The organism is Pseudomonas sp., assembly GCF_050739995.1.
Classification (GTDB): Bacteria; Pseudomonadota; Gammaproteobacteria; order Pseudomonadales; family Pseudomonadaceae; genus Aquipseudomonas.
Window position 1 is genome coordinate 1 of sequence record NZ_JBOICG010000400.1, and the last position, 18,316, is coordinate 18,316.

Annotated in this window: 20 protein-coding genes and 1 tRNA gene; 8 read left to right on the forward strand and 13 right to left on the reverse strand. The window is 59.9% G+C overall.

What is annotated here, in order from left to right; all coding sequences use genetic code 11:
* The 5 genes from ACRESD_RS13190 to ACRESD_RS13210 form a co-directional block, all read right to left on the reverse strand.
* Positions 1-245 (reverse strand): ribose-phosphate pyrophosphokinase-like domain-containing protein (locus tag ACRESD_RS13190; RefSeq protein WP_431751302.1); only part of this gene is annotated, 245 nt, incomplete at its 3' end.
* A 46-nt stretch (positions 246-291) separates the two neighbouring features.
* Positions 292-366 (reverse strand) — tRNA-Gln (locus ACRESD_RS13195).
* A 37-nt stretch (positions 367-403) separates the two neighbouring features.
* Positions 404-1,207 carry a 4-(cytidine 5'-diphospho)-2-C-methyl-D-erythritol kinase gene (gene ispE, locus ACRESD_RS13200; protein ID WP_431751320.1) on the reverse strand — a complete coding sequence of 268 codons (804 nt, stop codon included), beginning with the start codon at positions 1,205-1,207 and terminating at the stop codon, positions 404-406.
* Positions 1,208-1,258: 51 nt separating this feature from the next.
* Positions 1,259-1,876 carry a lipoprotein insertase outer membrane protein LolB gene (gene lolB / locus ACRESD_RS13205; protein WP_431751303.1) on the reverse strand — a complete coding sequence of 206 codons (618 nt, stop codon included), beginning with the start codon at positions 1,874-1,876 and terminating at the stop codon, positions 1,259-1,261.
* 4 nt (positions 1,877-1,880) lie between these two features.
* Positions 1,881-3,605 carry a tetratricopeptide repeat protein gene (locus tag ACRESD_RS13210; RefSeq protein WP_431751304.1) on the reverse strand — a complete coding sequence of 575 codons (1,725 nt, stop codon included), beginning with the start codon at positions 3,603-3,605 and terminating at the stop codon, positions 1,881-1,883.
* Positions 3,606-3,787: 182 nt separating this feature from the next.
* On the opposite strand from ACRESD_RS13210, the gene hemA reads away from it, so the two are divergent.
* The 6 genes from hemA to ACRESD_RS13240 all read left to right on the forward strand — a co-directional run bounded on the left by hemA (position 3,788) and on the right by ACRESD_RS13240 (position 9,153).
* Complete coding sequence (gene hemA, locus ACRESD_RS13215; RefSeq protein ID WP_431751305.1) at positions 3,788-5,077, forward strand: glutamyl-tRNA reductase; 1,290 nt, start codon at positions 3,788-3,790, stop codon at positions 5,075-5,077.
* Complete coding sequence (gene prfA, locus ACRESD_RS13220; RefSeq protein ID WP_060754819.1) at positions 5,074-6,156, forward strand: peptide chain release factor 1; 1,083 nt, start codon at positions 5,074-5,076, stop codon at positions 6,154-6,156. Before hemA ends, prfA begins: the two co-directional genes overlap by 4 nt.
* Positions 6,157-6,987 carry a peptide chain release factor N(5)-glutamine methyltransferase gene (prmC, locus tag ACRESD_RS13225; protein WP_431751306.1) on the forward strand — a complete coding sequence of 277 codons (831 nt, stop codon included), beginning with the start codon at positions 6,157-6,159 and terminating at the stop codon, positions 6,985-6,987.
* On the forward strand, positions 6,981-7,736 hold the full coding sequence (locus tag ACRESD_RS13230; protein ID WP_431751307.1) for a molybdopterin-synthase adenylyltransferase MoeB: 756 nt from the start codon (positions 6,981-6,983) through the stop codon (positions 7,734-7,736). The genes prmC and ACRESD_RS13230 overlap by 7 nt, the downstream gene beginning before the upstream one ends.
* The gene (gene murI / locus ACRESD_RS13235; RefSeq protein ID WP_431751308.1) at positions 7,729-8,523 is read left to right on the forward strand and encodes a glutamate racemase; all 795 of its coding nucleotides are present in this window, start codon (positions 7,729-7,731) and stop codon (positions 8,521-8,523) included. Before ACRESD_RS13230 ends, murI begins: the two co-directional genes overlap by 8 nt.
* Before the next feature lie 111 nt (positions 8,524-8,634).
* Positions 8,635-9,153 carry an acyloxyacyl hydrolase gene (locus ACRESD_RS13240; protein ID WP_431751309.1) on the forward strand — a complete coding sequence of 173 codons (519 nt, stop codon included), beginning with the start codon at positions 8,635-8,637 and terminating at the stop codon, positions 9,151-9,153.
* 57 nt (positions 9,154-9,210) lie between these two features.
* Here ACRESD_RS13240 and ACRESD_RS13245 read toward each other — a convergent pair whose 3' ends face one another.
* From ACRESD_RS13245 to ACRESD_RS13270, 6 genes are all read right to left on the reverse strand, one after another.
* Entirely contained in the window at positions 9,211-9,516 is a 306-nt protein-coding gene (locus tag ACRESD_RS13245) for a YkgJ family cysteine cluster protein (protein ID WP_431751310.1), read from the reverse strand.
* Between the two features lie 74 nt (positions 9,517-9,590).
* Positions 9,591-10,367 carry an SDR family NAD(P)-dependent oxidoreductase gene (locus tag ACRESD_RS13250; RefSeq protein ID WP_431751311.1) on the reverse strand — a complete coding sequence of 259 codons (777 nt, stop codon included), beginning with the start codon at positions 10,365-10,367 and terminating at the stop codon, positions 9,591-9,593.
* Positions 10,360-11,802, reverse strand: a complete 1,443-nt coding sequence (gene phrB, locus ACRESD_RS13255; RefSeq protein WP_431751312.1) for a deoxyribodipyrimidine photo-lyase — start codon at positions 11,800-11,802, stop codon at positions 10,360-10,362. The genes ACRESD_RS13250 and phrB overlap by 8 nt, the downstream gene beginning before the upstream one ends.
* Positions 11,803-12,732, reverse strand: a complete 930-nt coding sequence (locus tag ACRESD_RS13260; protein ID WP_431751313.1) for a MerR family transcriptional regulator — start codon at positions 12,730-12,732, stop codon at positions 11,803-11,805.
* Between the two features lie 6 nt (positions 12,733-12,738).
* Entirely contained in the window at positions 12,739-13,698 is a 960-nt protein-coding gene (locus tag ACRESD_RS13265; protein ID WP_431751314.1) for a YbgA family protein, read from the reverse strand.
* A 112-nt stretch (positions 13,699-13,810) separates the two neighbouring features.
* Complete coding sequence (locus tag ACRESD_RS13270) at positions 13,811-14,797, reverse strand: NAD(P)/FAD-dependent oxidoreductase (protein WP_431751315.1); 987 nt, start codon at positions 14,795-14,797, stop codon at positions 13,811-13,813.
* Positions 14,798-15,011: 214 nt separating this feature from the next.
* Here ACRESD_RS13270 and ACRESD_RS13275 point away from each other — a divergent pair, with 214 nt between their 5' ends.
* Together ACRESD_RS13275 and hemH are read left to right on the forward strand one after the other, a co-directional pair.
* Complete coding sequence (locus ACRESD_RS13275; protein ID WP_431751316.1) at positions 15,012-15,911, forward strand: TIGR01777 family oxidoreductase; 900 nt, start codon at positions 15,012-15,014, stop codon at positions 15,909-15,911.
* 14 nt (positions 15,912-15,925) lie between these two features.
* On the forward strand, positions 15,926-16,948 hold the full coding sequence (gene hemH, locus ACRESD_RS13280; RefSeq protein WP_431751317.1) for a ferrochelatase: 1,023 nt from the start codon (positions 15,926-15,928) through the stop codon (positions 16,946-16,948).
* Positions 16,949-17,089: 141 nt separating this feature from the next.
* On the opposite strand, the gene ACRESD_RS13285 is transcribed toward hemH, so the two are convergent.
* Together ACRESD_RS13285 and ACRESD_RS13290 are read right to left on the reverse strand one after the other, a co-directional pair.
* Positions 17,090-17,809, reverse strand: coding sequence for a DUF4198 domain-containing protein (locus ACRESD_RS13285; protein WP_431751318.1), 720 nt, complete (start codon positions 17,807-17,809; stop codon positions 17,090-17,092).
* Between the two features lie 12 nt (positions 17,810-17,821).
* Positions 17,822-18,316: TonB-dependent receptor domain-containing protein (locus ACRESD_RS13290; protein WP_431751319.1), on the reverse strand; the 495-nt coding region annotated here is incomplete at its 5' end.

Genomic DNA, 18,316 nt, shown 5'->3' on the forward strand with positions numbered 1-18,316 from the left:
GCTGAGGAGCGGCGGAAGGCATCAGCCATCACGACGAGTTCCATCAGGTTATCGTTGGTCGGAGCGCAAGTCGGCTGAATAATGAAGACGTCTTTACCGCGAACGTTTTCATTGATCTCGGCTGTAATTTCGCCGTCGGAAAATTTACCGACAGAGATGTCACCGAGAGTGATATGCAGCTGACGTACGACACGTCGAGCCAGATCGGGGTTAGCATTCCCCGTAAAGACCATCATCTTGGACACGCGCAGTACCTAGAGGCTGAGGGTAACCTGGATGAGTATTAGAAAATGGCAGGGGCGGCTGGATTCGAACCAACGCATGGCAGGATCAAAACCTGCTGCCTTACCGCTTGGCGACGCCCCTGTATCTGTTGCAACGAGTGCCTAACACTCGGTTCCTTTTAGAGCAGACTTTGCAGCTTGCGATGCAACATCGAAACGTTGCTTCCCTTTGCTACAAACCCTGTAAGGGTCTCTGTAAGAAGGGCCGAGACTTTATCAGCTTCAGCTTTGCTTGGGAAGCCCCCAAACACACAACTTCCAGTTCCGGTTAATTTTGCTTCGGTAAATTTACCTAACAAATTCAAAGCGTTACGTACCTCTGGATAACGCCTTGCTACAACCGGTAAGCAGTCATTTCGACTGTTTCCCTTGGGAACAGGGCGCACTTTAATGGGAGAAGAGTTACGTGTCAACAACGGATCTGAAAAAATTTCTGCTGTACTTACAGATACTTGCGGCACAAGCACGAGATACCAAGGCTCTTCGGGCTCTACAGGGGTCAGTTTCTCCCCTACACCCTCAGCAAATGCGGCGTGCCCACGCACGAAAACCGGGACGTCGGCGCCCAGCGTAAGGCCCAGCGCCGCCAGGCGATCGTGGTCCCAGCCCAGTTGCCACAAGTGATTCAGACCCAGCAAGGTTGTGGCGGCATTCGAGCTGCCACCGCCGATACCACCGCCCATGGGCAAGATTTTATCGATCCAGATGTCGATGCCGAGCGAGCAGCCGGATTGTTCCTGAAGTTTTTTCGCGGCCTTCACAATCAGGTTGCTGTCGTGGGGCACGCCTTCGAATTCGGTATGCAGTTTGATCACGCCGTCGTCGCGAACAGCGAACGTCAGCTCATCGCCGTAGTCGAGGAATTGAAACAGCGTCTGCAACTCGTGGTAGCCGTCTTCACGGCGCCCGAGAATGTGCAGCATCAAATTGAGTTTGGCGGGGGAGGGCAGCGTCAGCTTTTCCACAGTCACTTTTTATTGCCCCAACTTGCGCGGTTGCCAGTCCTTGATCACCAGTGTGACATCCAGGTCGGTGCCATGCAGCTTGATGCGCTCGGGCAGCCAATAACCGCTTTGTTGCACATAGCTCAAGTACTCGACCTGCCAACCGTCCTGCTCAAGGGTGGCCAGGCGGCTATCGCCGTTGAGGCTCAAGCGGCTCTTGCTGTCAGGTGCGGGCAAGCCGCGCACCCACCAGACGAGATGGGATACCGGCAGTTTCCAGCCAATCTGTTCCTCTAGCAGGGCTTCTGGCGATGCGGCTTCGTAGCGACCCTGGTTGGCCACTTCGAGACTCACTTGCCCCGGCCGACCAGTCAGACGAGCCGCGCCGCGCCCCAGGGGGCCAGACAGGCGGATGTCGTAGTAATCCTGGCGTTGCAGCCAGAACAATGTGCCGCTGCCGGAATCCTTCGGCGCACGTACTCCGACCTTGCCTTCGATTTGCCAGCCGTCAATGCTGCTGAGCTGATCCTTGTGCTGCTTCCATTGCGCCGGGTTGCCCTGGCCTTCAACGGATTCACGGCTGCCTATGCCCGCGCAACCGGCGAGCAGGGCGATGAAACTGAACACTACAATGTGGCGCAAGAACATAAGCTTAAAGGGTCTCGGATCCGGTCAGGCGCTTGATGGTGCCGCGCAGGATGGGGCTTTCGGGTTGTTCCTTGAGGAATTTTTCCCAGATTTGTCGCGCTTCGCGCTGCTTGCCGTTGGCCCACAGCACTTCACCCAGGTGAGCGGCGACTTCCTGGTCGGGGAAGCGTTCGAGTGCTTGACGCAACAGGCGTTCCGCCTCGTCCAGGTTGCCCAGGCGGTAATTCACCCAGCCCAGGCTGTCGAGCACGGCCGGGTCTTCCGGGTTGAGCTTGTGCGCTTGCTCGATCAGCGCCTTGGCTTCGGCGTAACGTGTGGTGCGATCAGACAGGGTGTAACCCAGGGCGTTGAGGGCCATGGCGTTATCCGGGTCGCGCTTGATGATCAGGCGCAGGTCTTTTTCCATCTGCGCGAGGTCATTGCGTTTTTCCGCCTGCATGGCGCGGGTGTACAGCAGGTTCAGATCGTCGGGATATTGCAGCAAGGCTTGTTGCAGCAATTTCCAGGCGCGCTCGCCTTGATTGTTGGCGGACAAGGTCTCGGCCTGGATCAGATAGAGCTGGATCGCGTAGTCCGGTTCGGCATCACGGGCTGCCGCCAGGCGCTTTTCCGCTTCATCGGTGCGACCGTTGCTCATCAGAATATCAGCCTGGCGCAGTTGGGCTGGCAGGTAGTCATTGCCTGGGCCGACTTGGGCGTATTCGAGCAGGGCCGCTTGTGGGTCGTTGCGTTCTTCAGCGATGCGGCCGAGGTTCAGGTGCGCCGAGTCCACATGGCTTTCCCGCTCGATCAGCTCTTCCAGGTACCCCTTGGCCTCGTCCCAGGCCTTGGCTTCCAGGCACACCAGCGCCAGGGAATAACGCAGTTCATCATCGTCCGGGTATTGCTGGACGAGGTTGGCGAACTGCACTTTGGCGTCTTCCATGCGGTCCTGTTCAACCAGCATCCGCGCGTAGGTCAGGCGCAGGCGCTTGTCCTCTGGGTACTTCTTGATGCTTTTTTCCAGCAGAGGAATCGCTTCCTTGCCGCGACTGAGGTTCTGCAGCAGGCGCGCGCGCAGCAGGATCGGTGCGATTTCGCCCTCTTCCGGTGGGTTCTGCTCCAACAGCTTCAACGCAGCGTCGGCTTCGTCATCCTGTTGCAGCAGCAATGCCTTGCCGAAAATCAGTTGGCTGTTCTTCGGGTGCTTTTGCAGCAACCGGTCAAAGCTCTTCATCAAGCCATTGCGCGTGTCCTGGTCAGTGTCGGCGGCCGACAGCGCGAGGAAGTCGAAATGGGTGTCGCCTTTGCCTTGCAGGACTTTCTCCATATAGACCATGGAGTCGTCATAGCGCCCGGCCCGGGCCAATTGAACGGCTGCAGCGCGCTGGGCTTCCAGATCGTCCGGGGCGTTTTTGGCCCAGATCAGCGATGTGTCCAGCGCAGCCTGGTCAGCCCCCAGGTATTCGGCGATACGAAACGCGCGCTCGGAAATACCAGGGTCCTGAGTGTTGATTGCCTGCGTCACGTAGTTATCCAGCGCGATATCGAAGCGATTGCGCTGGCCGGCCAGTTCTGCGGTCAGGAGGCTGTAGATCGTTTCTTCCTGGAACGAGGAATAAACCTTGGGCTTTTCAGGGGCGGGGGTGCTGTCTTCAACCGGAGGCGTACCGTCCGGCGACACGGGGGCCAAAGTCTGGCAGCCGCTGAGGAAGACAAAAGCAAGGAGCAACGCGGAAGATCTATTCATATAGGAAGAGGACGACTAACCTGCGGTCGGATCATCATGACACAAGCCTTCGGCCAAACATAACCGAGTCTCAGTTGGCGCCTTTATAGACACAAGGCATTAGGACAATAGACGACGGTGGTTGTTCTGGGTCTTTCGAAGTAGGACAATTGTCGGCTTCCCGACATCATCAGCGATATTGAATGGCCTTCCTCGCACTCGGTATTAACCACAAGACTGCCTCCGTAGACGTGCGCGAGCGCGTGGCGTTTACGCCAGAGCAGTTGGTTGAGGCCTTGCAGCAGCTCTGCCGGCTCACCGACAGCCGCGAAGCTGCAATCCTTTCGACCTGCAATCGCAGTGAGCTTTATATAGAGCAGGAACATCTTTCAGCGGATGTCGTCCTGCGCTGGCTGGCTGATTACCACCATTTGAGCCTCGACGACCTGCGCGCGAGTGCTTATGTGCACGAAGAGGATGCGGCAGTTCGTCACATGATGCGCGTCGCCGCTGGGCTCGACTCGTTGGTGTTGGGCGAGCCACAGATCCTCGGCCAGATGAAGTCCGCCTACGCCGTGGCCCGTGAGGCCGGGACCGTGGGCCCGCTGTTGGGGCGCCTGTTCCAGGCCACGTTCAATTCCGCCAAGCAGGTGCGCACCGACACCGCGATCGGCGAAAACCCGGTCTCCGTGGCGTTTGCCGCCGTCAGCCTGGCCAAGCAGATTTTCAGTGACCTGCAACGCAGCCAGGCACTGCTGATCGGTGCCGGCGAGACCATCACCCTGGTCGCCCGCCATCTCCACGACTTGGGCGTCAAGCGCATCGTGGTCGCCAACCGTACGCTTGAGCGCGCGAGTATCCTCGCGGAGCAGTTCGGTGCCCACGCGGTGCTGCTGTCGGATATCCCGGCCGAATTGGTGCGCAGCGACATCGTGATCAGCTCCACCGCCAGCCAACTGCCGATCCTCGGCAAGGGCGCAGTGGAAAGCGCGCTGAAACTGCGCAAGCACAAGCCGATTTTCATGGTGGATATCGCTGTTCCCCGCGATATCGAACCCGAAGTCGGCGAGTTGGACGACGTTTACCTCTACAGCGTCGACGATTTGCATGAAGTGGTCGCTGAAAACCTCAAGAGCCGCCAGGGCGCTGCCCAGGCCGCCGAGGAAATGGTCAGCACCGGTGCCGAAGATTTCATGGTGCGCCTGCGTGAATTGGCGGCGGTGGATGTACTCAAGGCGTATCGTCAGCAGGGCGAACGCCTGCGCGATGAGGAATTGATCAAGGCCCAGCGTTTGCTGGCCAACGGCAGCAGCGCCGAAGAGGTGCTGATGCAATTGGCTCGCGGCCTGACCAACAAATTGCTGCATGCGCCCAGCGTGCAGTTGAAAAAGCTTACCGCCGAAGGCCGCCTCGATGCGCTGGCCATGGCCCAGGAACTCTTTGCCCTCGGTGAGGGCGCGTCAGATAGCTCTTCGGATAAAAAACCGCAATGAAAGCGTCACTGCTCAATAAACTGGATGTGCTCCAGGACCGTTTCGAAGAACTGACCGCCTTGCTCGGCGATGGCGAGGTCATCTCCGATCAAACCAAATTTCGCGCCTATTCCAAGGAATACGCCGAGGTTGAGCCCGTTGTGGCTACCTATAAAAACCTGTTGAAGGTGCAGGCCGACCTCGAAGGCGCCCAGGCGCTGCTCAAGGACAGCGACCCGGACATGCGTGAAATGGCCGTGGAAGAAGTCCGTGAGGCCAAGGAAAAACTGGCCGAGCTGGAAGGCGATCTGCAACGCATGTTGCTGCCCAAAGACCCGAATGATGGCCGCAACGTGTTCCTCGAAATCCGTGCCGGCACGGGTGGTGATGAGGCGGCGATCTTCTCCGGCGACCTGTTTCGCATGTACTCGCGTTATGCCGAGCGTCGTGGTTGGCGCGTGGAGATTCTGTCCGAGAACGAAGGTGAACACGGCGGCTATAAAGAAGTCATCGCCCGGGTTGAAGGCGACAACGTCTACGGCAAGCTCAAGTTCGAATCTGGCGCCCATCGTGTACAACGCGTTCCGGCGACCGAGTCCCAAGGCCGCATCCATACCTCGGCGTGTACTGTCGCCGTATTGCCTGAGCCGGACGAACAGGAAGCCATCGAGATCAACCCGGCGGACTTGCGCATCGATACCTACCGCTCGTCGGGCGCTGGTGGCCAGCACGTGAACAAGACCGACTCGGCGATCCGGATCACTCACTTGCCGTCGGGCATCGTGGTGGAGTGCCAGGAAGAACGCTCCCAGCACAAGAACCGTGCACGGGCGATGTCCTGGCTGTCGGCCAAGCTCAACGACCAGCAGACCAGCGCCGCCGCCAACGCAATTGCCAGCGAGCGTAAATTGCTGGTGGGTTCGGGCGACCGTTCCGAACGCATCCGTACCTATAACTTTGCCCAGGGCCGGGTCACTGATCATCGGGTCAACCTTACCCTTTATTCCCTTGACGAGATCCTCGCGGGTGGCGTTGAAGCGGTGATCGAACCGTTGCTCGCCGAATACCAGGCTGATCAATTAGCGGCAATAGGTGAATAAATGACCATCATCGCCAGCCTGCTGCGAGCCGCCGACCTGCCAGACTCGCCCACCGCGCGCCTGGATGTGGAGCTTTTGCTGGCGGCTGCCTTGGGTAAATCCCGCAGCTACTTGCATACCTGGCCGGAAAAAATCGTCAGCAGTGAAGACGCGCTGACCTTCGCCGGTTACCTGCAGCGCCGCCGTAGCGGTGAGCCAGTGGCGTACATCCTTGGCCAGCAAGGCTTCTGGAAACTGGACCTGGAGGTCGCGCCCCACACGTTGATCCCGCGTCCGGAAACCGAACTGTTGGTGGAAGCCGCTCTGGAACTGCTGCCGGCCACACCGGTCAAGGTCCTTGACCTGGGCACTGGCAGCGGCGCCATTGCCCTGGCCTTGGCCAGCGAGCGTCCGGCCTGGCAAGTCACTGCCGTTGACCGGGTGTTGGAAGCCGTCGCCCTGGCCGAACGCAATCGCCAGCGCCTGCATCTGAAGAACGCCACGGTGTTGAACAGCCATTGGTTCAGTGCCCTGCAAGGCCTGGCTTACGACCTGATCATCAGCAATCCACCGTATATCGCCGATAACGATCCACACCTGGTTGCTGGCGATGTGCGCTTTGAGCCCGCCAGCGCGCTGGTGGCGGGCCACGATGGTCTGGACGACTTGCGGCTGATCATCCAAGCGTCACCGGCTCACTTGAATGCCGGTGGTTGGCTGTTGCTTGAGCACGGTTACGATCAAGCAGCCGCTGTGCGTGACCTGTTGCTGAGCCAAGGTTTTGAAGAGGTGCACAGCCGCATCGACCTTGGCGACCACGAGCGCATCACTTTGGGGCGCCGGCCGTGCTGACCGATCAGGAGCTGTTGCGCTATAGCCGGCAGATTCTGTTGCAGCATGTCGACATCGAAGGTCAGTTGCGCCTGAAAAACAGCCGCGCCCTGATCATCGGCCTCGGCGGCTTGGGTGCGCCGGTCGCACTGTATTTGGCGGCGGCGGGTGTGGGGCAATTGCATCTGGCGGACTTCGACACAGTCGACCTGACCAACCTGCAACGCCAGATCATCCATGACACCGACAGCGTCGGGCAGACCAAGGTCGATTCGGCCATCCGCCGCCTGACAGCAATCAACCCTGACATCACCTTGCTTGCCCATCGTACAGCGCTGGATGCTGACTCACTGACGGCGGCGGTGGCGAATGTGGACGTGGTGCTCGATTGCAGCGACAACTTCTCCACCCGCGAGGCGGTCAATGCTGCCTGCATCGCGGCGGGTAAGCCATTGATCAGTGGCGCGGCCATTCGGCTTGAGGGGCAGTTGTCGGTGTTCGACCCGCGTCGCGCCGACAGTCCGTGCTACCACTGTTTATATGGGCACGGCAGTGACACCGAACTGACTTGCAGCGAAGCCGGTGTGGTCGGGCCGTTGGTGGGGCTGGTCGGTAGCCTGCAAGCGCTGGAAGCGTTGAAGTTGCTGGCGGGTTTTGGTGAGCCGTTGGTGGGGCGTTTATTGCTGATCGATGCCTTGACCACGCGGTTTCGCGAACTGCGGGTCAAGCGCGATCCGGGTTGCAGCGTGTGTGGGACTCAGCATGGATAAAGGCGCGCCCATCGGTGTGTTCGATTCCGGTATCGGTGGCTTGACGGTATTGGATGAAATCCAACAGTTGTTGCCTCATGAGTCGCTGCTGTACGTGGCGGACTGTGGGCATATCCCCTACGGGGAGAAAACCTCGCAGTTCATTCTTGAGCGTTCCCGAAGGGTGGCCGAGTTCTTTCGCGAGCGCGGCGCCAAGGCGTTTGTGATCGCCTGCAACACCGCGACCGTAGCTGCGGTCGCTGATCTGCGCCAAGACTACCCCGACTGGCCGCTGGTCGGTATGGAGCCGGCAGTCAAGCCCGCGGCCGCCGCTACTCGCAGCGGCGTGGTCGGTGTGCTTGCCACCACCGGTACTCTGCAAAGCGCCAAGTTCGCCGCCTTGCTCGACCGCTTCGCCACTGATGTGCGGGTGATTACCCAACCCTGCCCTGGGTTGGTGGAGTTGATCGAAACCGGCGACCTCGGCAGCCCTGCGCTGCGCAAGATGTTGCAGGGCTACGTCGAACCGCTGCTCAGTGCCGGTTGCGACACCATTATTCTCGGCTGCACCCACTATCCCTTCCTCAAGCCACTGCTGGCACAGATGCTCCCGCCCAGCATCATCCTGATTGACACGGGTGCTGCCGTCGCCCGCCAGCTCAAGCGATTGTTGGCCGAGCGCGAGTTACTGGCCGAGGGGAATCCAGAGCCTGCCCAGTTCTGGACCAGCGGCGACGCTGAGCATCTAAGAAATATCCTACCCATGCTATGGAAATATCCTGGCGTTGTGCGTAATTTTGGTTTGTGAAAAATTCGTCGAATTACGGCGTTTAGCAACTGAACTTCTGTCTTCACGCCAGTTTCAATAGCGAGTGAGCTTGTACAAAACCAAATAACTTCGTTGGGAAGGATGTTTCTTATGAAGCGTATGTTGTCTTTGGCTGCGATTGCGGCTGCTCTGGTGGGGTACTCTTTTTCAACGCAGGCCGCAGGGCTGGAGTTTGGGGTAGGCAGTACGCGCGATTCGAATATGACCTATCGCCTGGGCCTGACTTCCGACTGGGATAAAAGCTGGTGGCAGAGCGATACCGGCCGGCTGACCGGCTACTGGAGTGGCGCCTACACCTACTGGGACGGTGACAAGCGCGCCAGCGTGAGCAGCCTGTCGTTCTCACCGGTGTTTGTGTATGAGTTTGCCGGGGCATCGGTCAAGCCTTACATCGAGGCGGGGATCGGCGTGGCACTGTTCTCGCGCACTCGGGTTGAAGACAACAACCTCGGCCAGGCTTTCCAGTTCGAAGACCGTTTGGGCTTTGGCCTGCGCTTTGCCGGCGGGCATGAAGTGGGCATTCGCGCCACGCATTATTCCAACGCCGGTATCAGCAGCAATAACGATGGGGTAGAGAGCTACTCGCTGCACTACACCCTGCCGTTGTAATGCCCAAGCACACCGCCAACCAAATGTGGGAGCAGGCAAGCCAGCTCCCACAGGGAGTTACCGGTAAGCCGTCGCAATCCCCTGGCGCTCTTCGATGCATTCCGGCGCCCCCATCTCGAACTCCCGGCAAATCAGCGGTCGCCTTTCGTAGATCGTGCACATCATCGTGTCCCGATCCAGCGCCGCACACCAACCGTCGTCCAGGCGCAGCATCACTTCGCCGCCCCAGTCGTCGGTATCGATAAAGCGCTCCGGCACGCCCGTGTCGGTGATCAGCATGACTTCCAGCTGGCAGCAGCAGGCCGCGCACGTCGAGCAGGTGACGGCGGGTTCGGTGATCTGGGTGTGGGGGATGGTGGTCATAGGCGCGCAGTGTAAGGCAAGCGCGTGATGTGCGTGTGAATGCTCTGACGGACGTCAGTGCCCCAGTTGCCGATTCACTGGTCGTCCTTCTGTGGCGGTGGGCTGCGCAGCTTGCGTTTTCCGATGATCAGTTGAGCACGGTTGGGCTGCTTTGACAGTGGCCACAAGGTGGCGATGAACAATGCGGGAAATGCGATTTCCAGAGGCCGGTTGGCAAGCTTGGCGTAGATGTACTTCGCCGCCTTGTTCGCGGACCAGTTCAAGGGCATCGGGACATCATTGAGTTCGGTCAGCGGTGCGTCGACAAAGCCCGGGCTGATCACTGTGACGTCGATAGACTCCGGCGACAAGCTGTCGTGCAGGGCTTCGAACAGGTAGCGCAAGCCAACCTTGGACGCGCCATAGGCCTCGGCGCGGGGCATTGGCAGGTAGGTCACCGCGCTGGTCACGCCCACCAAGTGCGGGTTCAGCCCTTTGCGCAGTAGGGGCAGAGCGGCTTCGATGCAGTAACTGCTGGCCAGCAAATTGGTGCGCACCACGTGTTCGATGATCGACGAATCGAACTGTCTGGCGTCGACGTATTCACAGGTGCCGGCGTTGAGGATCACCGTATCCAACGACCCCCATTCCGCGGCGATGTGCTCGCTGATTTCGCGCACGGTCTGGCTGTTGGTCAGGTTGCCGGCCACCACCAGCACTTGCCCTGGATACCGTTGGGCGAGTGATTCCAGTGGGTCTTTGGTTCGCGAGCTGAGAGCCACGTGGGCACCGCTGTTGAGCAGCTCCACGGCCAGCGCCGCGCCGATACCACTGCTGGCACCGGTCAGCCAATAACGACGAAAGTCACTCATGTTCGGCAACCTCCTGGCGTGATGGCAAGCCGCGAAACGCGGCCAGTGCGCGTTCACGAGATTGCTTCAGGTCGACGATCGCGCGCGGGTAATCGGCTAGGCCAAACAGGCCGCCGACTGTTTCGGGGTTGTGCACCTGTTTTTTATTCAGCGTGGCCAGCTCCGGCAGCCAGCGCTTGATGAACACGCCTTCGCTGTCGAACTTTTCCGATTGGCTCAACGGGCTGAAAATCCGGAAGTACGGTGCCGAGTCGGTGCCGGTGGAGGCGCTCCATTGCCAGCCGCCGTTGTTGGCGGCCAGGTCGCCGTCGATCAGGTGGCGCATAAAGAAGCGCTCGCCTTCACGCCAGTCGATCAGCAGGTTCTTGGTCAGGAACATCGCCACCACCATGCGCAGGCGGTTGTGCATCCAGCCGGTTTCCAGCAGTTGGCGCATGGCGGCGTCGATGATCGGCAGGCCGGTACGGGCTTGTTGCCAGGCGGCGAGTTCCTTGGGGGCGTGGCGCCAGGCTACCGCTTCGGTCTCGGGGCGGAACGCACGGTGCCGAGAGACTCGTGGGTAGCCGACCAGGATGTGTTTGTAGAACTCGCGCCACAACAATTCGTTGATCCAGGTGATGGCGCCCACGTCACCACTTTCGAACTCACCCTGGTTGGTTTGCAGCGCAGCATGCAAGCATTGGCGCGGCGAAACCACGCCAGCGGCGAGGTAGGCGGACAGTTGGCTGGTGCCGGGCTTGGCCGGGTAATCGCGTTCGTCTTTGTAGTCGCTGATCTGCTGATCGGCGAAAGCTTCCAGTCGGCGACGGGCTTCGTCTTCACCGGCCGGCCAGAGGTCGCGCAAGGTTTCGCTGGGCGGCTCGAAGCCTTCAACGCTGGTCGGCACCGCGTCACTGTTGAACATGAGCGGGGCCTGGGCTTTTGGCGTCGCGACGAGGGCTGGCAAGGCACTGTGCAGGCGGGTGTAGCAGACTTTGCGGAACTGGCTGAACACCTGGAAGTAGCTGCCGGTCTTGGTCAGCACGCTGCCAGGCTGGAAGAGTAGCTGGTCGAGGTAACTGTGGAAGGTCACGCCGTCAGCTTCCAAGGCCTTGGCCACTGCTGCATCGCGGCGGCTTTCGTGGATACCGTATTCCTGGTTGACGTGCACCGACGTGACCAACATTTCCCGGCACAGGGTGCTCAACACGCCCGGGACCTCGTCCCAGGTCTTGGCCGTACGGATCAGTAAGGGAATGTTCAGCTCGCCCAGCGCCTGGCTCAGATGCTGCAAATTGCGCAGCCAGAAGTCGACTTTGCACGGCGCGTCATCATGGGCCAGCCATTGTTCGGGCGTGATCAGGTAAATGGCCGCGGTCGGGCCTCGCTGGCACGCGGCGGCCAGGGCGGTGTTGTCGTGTAGGCGCAGGTCGGTGCGCAGCCAGATCAAATGCATTTAAACAATTCCACGCTGGATCAGTATCTGGTGAGCCGACAACGGGTCTTCGGCCACGGACAATTGCGAGGTGTCACGGGTTAATGCGGCCAACTCGGCGTGGTGGATGCATACCGTTGGTCCGGCAACCAGGATTGGGCAACGGGTTCCGCTCAGAAGTTTTGTGAGTGTCGGAAAATGCAGGGGCTTGCTCGAATACAGCAGCACCGCACGGGGTTGCAGGTGTTCAACGGCCAAAGCCAGTTCGCCGGCCGGCAGCGGCCAGTCAAACACTTCCACTGGGCAATCGGCGCTGCTGGCTAGCCAGGCGCAGAGCCACAGACACGGTTCCAGAGGCAGGTCGGATTGGTTGACCAGCAGCAGCGGCGCACCCTGGAGTTGGCGATTGTTGTGATAGATGCGCGCGCCGAATTTGCTGCGCAGCCATGACAGGAAAAACACCCGCTCCATTTGTGCGCCGAACTGACCTTGCCACTTTTGTTCAAGCGCGTTGAGCAGCGGCATCATCAATTGCTCGCACAAAGTGCGTGGCGGGTAGAGCGCCATGGCCCGGTTGAAGGCTTCGTCGATTCGGCGCTCCGCCAGTTCGCTGATGGCGTGCATCAGCGTCTGGCGCAAAGCGTGCCACTCATTTTCGACGGTGTCGAGGTTGGATTGGATGGAGTCGATCAGGTTCTTCACCTGGCTGACCGGCACACCGCGGTTGAGCCAAGTGAGGATGGTATTGATCCGTTGCACATGCTCGGCGTTGAACAGCCGATGGCCCTTGGGTGTGCGTTGCGGCACGATCAGGCCGTAGCGGCGCTCCCAGGCTCGCAGGGTTATGGCGTTGACGCCGGTCTGGCGCGCCACTTCACGGATCGGCAACCAGCCGTTTTCCAGGGCTTGGGCGATATCTTCGCCGGGTTCGTCCAGCAGGGCGGCTTTCATGATGAGTTAGATCGCGTTACGCAGGCTGAGGTTTTCCGGGTGCGGTTGCAGGTACGCCTGCTGCGCTATGTAGCGGTCCGGGTGTTGGCGAAAGTGGTGCTTGAGCAGGGTGAGCGGCACCACCAGAGGCACGATGCCGTGGCGGTATTGGCCAATGATGGTTTGCATTTCCTGCTTGTCATCGGCGCTGATGACAAGCTTGAGGTAGCCGCTGATGTGTTGCAGCACGTTGGTGTGGGTGCCACGGGTGGCGCATTTCTTAAGGCCAGTCATCAGCTCGGTGAAATAGCAAGCGGCCAAGTCGTCGAGGGAGTCGCCTTTGGCAATGCTGCCCAACAGATGGCCGAGGCTTTTGTAGTGCGCCGGGCTGTGGGCCATTAGCAGGTATTTGTAGCGCGAGTGAAAAGCCAGCAGGCGGTGGCGAGTGAGACCGTCGGCCAACAGCTGTTGCCAGCTGGCGTAGACGAAGACGCGGGTCAGGAAGTTTTCCCGCAGCACCGGGTCATTCAGGCGGCCGTCCTCTTCCACTGGCAGGTTGGGATGGCGTGCGCAAAATGCCTGGGCATAAATGCCGCGTCCGCCACCATCGATGGGGGTGCCGTTGTCACGGTAGACCTTGACCCGTTCCAGCCCACACGACGGCGACTTCTGCATAAAGATGTAGCCACACAGGTCGGTATGATCTTTGGCCATTTGCAGGCCGTAATCGTCGAGCGGCTGGGTGACATTGAGTTCGCGGCGTACGGTGCCGACGGCTTGTGGCTGGTTCGGGTCGCCCACCAGTCGAATCGGTTCGCGGGGGATGCCTAGGCCGATCGCAACTTCGGGGCACAGCGGTACAAAATCGAAATACTCGGCGAGGGTCTGGCTGCACAACAGGGATTGTTTGTGTCCGCCGTTGAAGCGAACGTTCTCGCCTAGCAGGCAGGCGCTGATGGCGATCTTTGGTTTTGCGGTGCAGGACATGACCAAACCTCTGCGAAATTCCTATACAAAGTAAAAAATCTGTACAATTAATTTCATCATAGGTTCTATGCTGTACAAGTCAAATAACTTGTACAGGTATTTTCAGTGCGTGCTACGACAGGTGTTCAATCAACCGCCGCGCCGCTTCCTGGCCGCTGAGCCAAGCGCCTTCCACCCGGCCCGACAGGCACCAGTCACCGCACACATACAAGCCGAGGTCGGCATCGGCTAACACGCCGAACTCATGGCTGCTGGACGGTCGGGCATACAGCCAGCGATGCGCCAGGCTGAACGAAGGTGCGGGCATGCTGCTGTGCAGCAGTTCGGCGAACGCGCCGTGCAAGTGCTCGATCACGGCTTCCTTGGGCAAGTCCAGGTGGGCCTTGCTCCACGCGCTGGTGGCGTGCAGCACCCAGGTGTCGAGGGTGGTGTCGCGTCCTGGTTTGCTGCGGTTGCGCGCCAGCCAGTCGAGAGGACTGTCTTGCACGAAGCAGCCTTCCATCGGTGTATCCAGAGGCGTGTCGAAGGCCAGGGCGATGGCCCAGGTCGGGTCCATTTTCACCCCGGCGGCGGCGCTTGCCAGCTTAGGCGCGGCAGCCAGCAGGGCGGTGGCTTGGGGGGCTGGCGTAGCGATCACCACGTGACTGAATGGGCCGTGGTTGTCGCCATCGGCGTCCAGCAGGTTCCAGTGTTGTTTGCCCTGGAACACTTCGGTGATGCGGCAACCGAACTCCACCGGCAAGTCGTCGAGCAGCGCGCGGGTGATGGCGCTCATGCGCGGCGTGCCGACCCAGCGTATCTGTTCATCGGGAGAGGGGCTGAGCTGGCCGGACTTGAAGTTGTACAGCTGCGGCTTCCACTGTTCGGCCCAGCCGTTGCTTTGCCAGCGCTGTACTTCGTTGACGAAGCGCCGGTCGCGGGCGGTGAAGTATTGCGCGCCCATGTCCAGTGAGCCGGCATCGCTGTGCTTGCTGGACATACGGCCGCCGCTGCCGCGGCTTTTATCGAAGAGTTGTACGGTGTGCCCCGCGTCTTGCAACGCTCGAGCGGCGGAGAGACCGGCGATGCCGGTGCCGATGATCGCGATGGGAACAGTCATAGGAGGCCTCGTTTACCGTTGGGTACAGCCTACGCCGACACCAATAGCTGTACAATATTGTTTTTTGGTATAAGTTTTGGCGTACCTGTTCTTACGGCGTAACCTAAGGTTAAGACTGAGCCCTGAACAAACCAAAGTTACGCCCGATTACAAATGATCCCTGCATACAAAATAGACCAGTGGCGGGCGGCAAACGTTACATAAGGAGCGTCCTATGCATATTTTGCTGACCGGCGGTACTGGTTTGATCGGTCGCCAACTCTGCCGTTATTGGCTCGCCCGAGGCCATCGCCTGACCGTGTGGAGCCGTGACCCGGAACAGGTCGCCAAGGTCTGTGGCGATCAAGTGTTGGGTGTCGCTCGCCTGCAAGAGGTTATCGGCGTGGTGGACGCGGTCATTAACCTGGCCGGTGCGCCCATCGCTGATCGTCCGTGGACCAAAAAGCGCAAGGCGCTGCTGTGGAGCAGCCGTATCAGTCTCACTGAAACCTTGCTGGCGTGGATGGAAAGCCTTGAGCAGAAACCGGCCGTGCTGATTTCCGGTTCCGCCGTCGGCTGGTATGGCGACGGCGGCGAACGCGAGCTGACTGAAGCCTGCGGCCCGGTGCAGGATGATTTCCCCAGCCAACTGTGTATCGCCTGGGAAGAAACCGCACTGCGCGCCGAAGCGTTGGGTATACGTGTGGTGCTGGTGCGCACCGGCCTGGTGCTGGCTGCCGAGGGCGGCTTTTTGTCGCGGCTGTTGCTGCCCTTCAAGCTGGCGTTGGGCGGGCCGATCGGCGATGGTCGGCAGTGGATGCCGTGGGTGCATATAAAAGATCAAATCGCCCTGATTGATTTTCTTCTGCACAAGCCTGACGCCAGCGGTCCTTATAATGCGTGCGCGCCTTGCCCGGTGCGTAACCGCGAATTTGCCAAGACCCTGGGCCAGGTGTTGCACCGGCCCGCGTTCATGCCGATGCCGGCCTTGGCGTTGAAGGTTGGCTTGGGTGAGTTGTCCGGGTTGTTGCTGGGCGGGCAGAAGGCCGTTCCCGAGCGGCTGCTGGCCGCTGGTTTCACTTTTCAGTTCACTGAGTTGCACGCGGCCCTGGAAGACTTGTCCAGCCGCCTCTAGAGATAGGATGTTGCATGACGGATCACGCGTTGTTACTGGTCAACCTGGGTTCACCGGCGTCCACTTCGGTGGCCGATGTGCGCAGCTACCTCAATCAGTTCCTGATGGACCCTTATGTGATCGATCTGCCGTGGCCAGTACGACGCTTGCTGGTGTCGCTGATCCTGATCAAGCGGCCCGAGCAGTCAGCCCATGCCTACGCCTCGATCTGGTGGGACGAGGGATCGCCGCTGGTGGTACTCAGCCGCCGCCTGCAGCAGCAGATGACCGCGCAATGGACCCAAGGCCCGGTCGAGTTGGCCATGCGTTATGGCGAGCCCTCCATTGAAAGTGTGCTGACTCGTCTGGCCGGCCAGGGCATTCGCAACGTCACATTGGCACCGCTGTATCCACAGTTCGCCGACAGTACCGTCACCACTGTGGTGGAAGAAGCACGGCGCGTGGTGCGGGACAAAAAGCTCGACCTGCGTTTCGCCATCCTGCAGCCCTTCTACGATCAACCCGAATACCTCGACGCGCTGGTCGCCAGTGCCAAACCGCATTTGCAGCAGGATTATGATCACTTGCTGTTCAGCTTCCACGGCCTGCCGGAGCGGCACCTGAAGAAACTCAACCCGAGCCATAGCTTTGATGGCGCGACGGATTGCTGCGCCAACGCGTCGCCCGAAGTGCGTGCCACTTGTTATCGCGGCCAGTGTTTCAGTGTGGCGCGGGATTTTGCCGCGCGGATGGGGCTGCCCGACGATAAGTGGTCGGTGGCTTTTCAATCGCGCCTGGGCCGGGCGAAGTGGATCGAACCCTACACCGAGGCTCGCCTGGAAACCCTGGCCCAACAGGGTGTGAAAAAGCTGTTGGTGATGTGCCCGGCCTTTGTCGCCGATTGCATCGAGACGCTCGAAGAAATCGGCGATCGCGGCTTGGAACAATTCCGCGAAGCGGGGGGCGAGGAGCTGGTGTTGGTGCCGTGCCTGAATGACGACCCGCAGTGGGCGGCGGCGCTCAATGCCTTGTGTGAAAGAGCGCCGGCAACCTTGTAATCAAGCCGAGTGAGATTTAAATGTGGGAGGGGGCTTGCTCCTGATCGTGGTGTGTCAGTCACTGGATATATGACAGATGCACTGCAATCGGGAGCAAGCCCTCTCCCACATGTCTACTGAGCCCACTTGGAGTTGAGGGTGTTACTCGTGGTGGGGTTCGCCGAGGAAGGTCAGCGAGGTGAACAGGCCACGCGTCGCCACGTCGGCATTGTCTTTAAGCGGCACCTCTACCTGCGCAGAAATCACATTCAAGCCTTCATTGCGCACCAGTACCTGAGCACGGCCATCTTTATCGGTCTCGGTACTCAAGGTGTTCGGCGCATTACGGTAATCGCCAATCAATTTGACTCCCGCCGCAGGCTTCCCATCCAGCAGCACTCGCACCGGCAGTGACTTGCCCGGGCCGACCGTCAGCGGGTCGGCTTCTGGCAGGATCAGCAGTTTGAGGGCATCCAGCTTGGGCAGCTTGGCACCCGGTTCGTAGATCGCCAGGCTGTACTTGAAGGTTTGCGTCGACTCAATGGCCCCAGGCACTTGGGTGCGCCCTTTGTTGATCCATTTTTTATCCGCCGTTTGCGACCACATGCCGTTATCCAGCGCTACCGCCAGTATCGCCGGCGTTTTGAGTGGCTTGAGGCGTGCGTGGTCGTCGAGGCGTTCCACAGTTACCGGGATCATTTTGCCGCTGGCGTCGTATGCCCAGGCGCCGCTGATTTTCTGGGCCTTGAAGGCGTTGTCTTCGGCGCCATGGCCGTAGATCACTTCGATGTTGCCACGACGTTGTTCGGTCCACAGGCCGTGGGCCGATACCTGAGTGGCAAACAGCAGGCCAATCAATGCCAGGGGTTTGAGAGGGTGCATGGTGACGTCCTTTTACAGGTTAAGGGTCAAACTCAGGGTTAGATTGCGCGGCTCGCCGGGGCTGACCCAGTAGGAGCTGTAGGAGCGCTCGTAGTATTTTTCGTTGAACAGGTTGTTAAGGTTCAGGCCCACTGTGACTTGTTCGGTGGCCTTGTAATGGGCCAGCAAATCGACGGTGTGATAGGCCGGCAATTCAAAGCGGCTGCCCGCTTCGCCGGAGCGGTCACCGACATAGGTGAATGCCGCGCCCAGGTCTGAACCGCGTAACGCGCCATCCTGGAATTCATACACGCCCAGCAGGCTGCCGCTGTGCTTGGCCACGCCGAGAATCCGGCTGCCGGTCGGGATGGCTTTGTCACCTTTGGTGACTTCGGCATCGATATAGGCGAAGGCCCCGATCACTCGAACGGCGTCGGTCACTTGCCCGCTTACTTGCAGGTCAAAACCCTGGCTGCGGGCTTTGCCCATGGCGCGGTTGGTATCGGTGGCCGGGTCCAGGGCCAGGAC

Coding starts and splice junctions, on each gene's coding strand:
- ispE (WP_431751320.1), bottom strand. CDS start 1,207: ATGCTGCACATTCTCGGGCGCCGTGAAGACGGCTACCACGAGTTGCAG.
- lolB (WP_431751303.1), bottom strand. CDS start 1,876: ATGTTCTTGCGCCACATTGTAGTGTTCAGTTTCATCGCCCTGCTCGCC.
- ACRESD_RS13210 (WP_431751304.1), bottom strand. CDS start 3,605: ATGAATAGATCTTCCGCGTTGCTCCTTGCTTTTGTCTTCCTCAGCGGC.
- hemA (WP_431751305.1), top strand. CDS start 3,788: ATGGCCTTCCTCGCACTCGGTATTAACCACAAGACTGCCTCCGTAGAC.
- prfA (WP_060754819.1), top strand. CDS start 5,074: ATGAAAGCGTCACTGCTCAATAAACTGGATGTGCTCCAGGACCGTTTC.
- prmC (WP_431751306.1), top strand. CDS start 6,157: ATGACCATCATCGCCAGCCTGCTGCGAGCCGCCGACCTGCCAGACTCG.
- murI (WP_431751308.1), top strand. CDS start 7,729: ATGGATAAAGGCGCGCCCATCGGTGTGTTCGATTCCGGTATCGGTGGC.
- ACRESD_RS13240 (WP_431751309.1), top strand. CDS start 8,635: ATGAAGCGTATGTTGTCTTTGGCTGCGATTGCGGCTGCTCTGGTGGGG.
- ACRESD_RS13245 (WP_431751310.1), bottom strand. CDS start 9,516: ATGACCACCATCCCCCACACCCAGATCACCGAACCCGCCGTCACCTGC.
- ACRESD_RS13250 (WP_431751311.1), bottom strand. CDS start 10,367: ATGAGTGACTTTCGTCGTTATTGGCTGACCGGTGCCAGCAGTGGTATC.
- phrB (WP_431751312.1), bottom strand. CDS start 11,802: ATGCATTTGATCTGGCTGCGCACCGACCTGCGCCTACACGACAACACC.
- ACRESD_RS13260 (WP_431751313.1), bottom strand. CDS start 12,732: ATGAAAGCCGCCCTGCTGGACGAACCCGGCGAAGATATCGCCCAAGCC.
- ACRESD_RS13265 (WP_431751314.1), bottom strand. CDS start 13,698: ATGTCCTGCACCGCAAAACCAAAGATCGCCATCAGCGCCTGCCTGCTA.
- ACRESD_RS13270 (WP_431751315.1), bottom strand. CDS start 14,797: ATGACTGTTCCCATCGCGATCATCGGCACCGGCATCGCCGGTCTCTCC.
- ACRESD_RS13275 (WP_431751316.1), top strand. CDS start 15,012: ATGCATATTTTGCTGACCGGCGGTACTGGTTTGATCGGTCGCCAACTC.
- hemH (WP_431751317.1), top strand. CDS start 15,926: ATGACGGATCACGCGTTGTTACTGGTCAACCTGGGTTCACCGGCGTCC.
- ACRESD_RS13285 (WP_431751318.1), bottom strand. CDS start 17,809: ATGCACCCTCTCAAACCCCTGGCATTGATTGGCCTGCTGTTTGCCACT.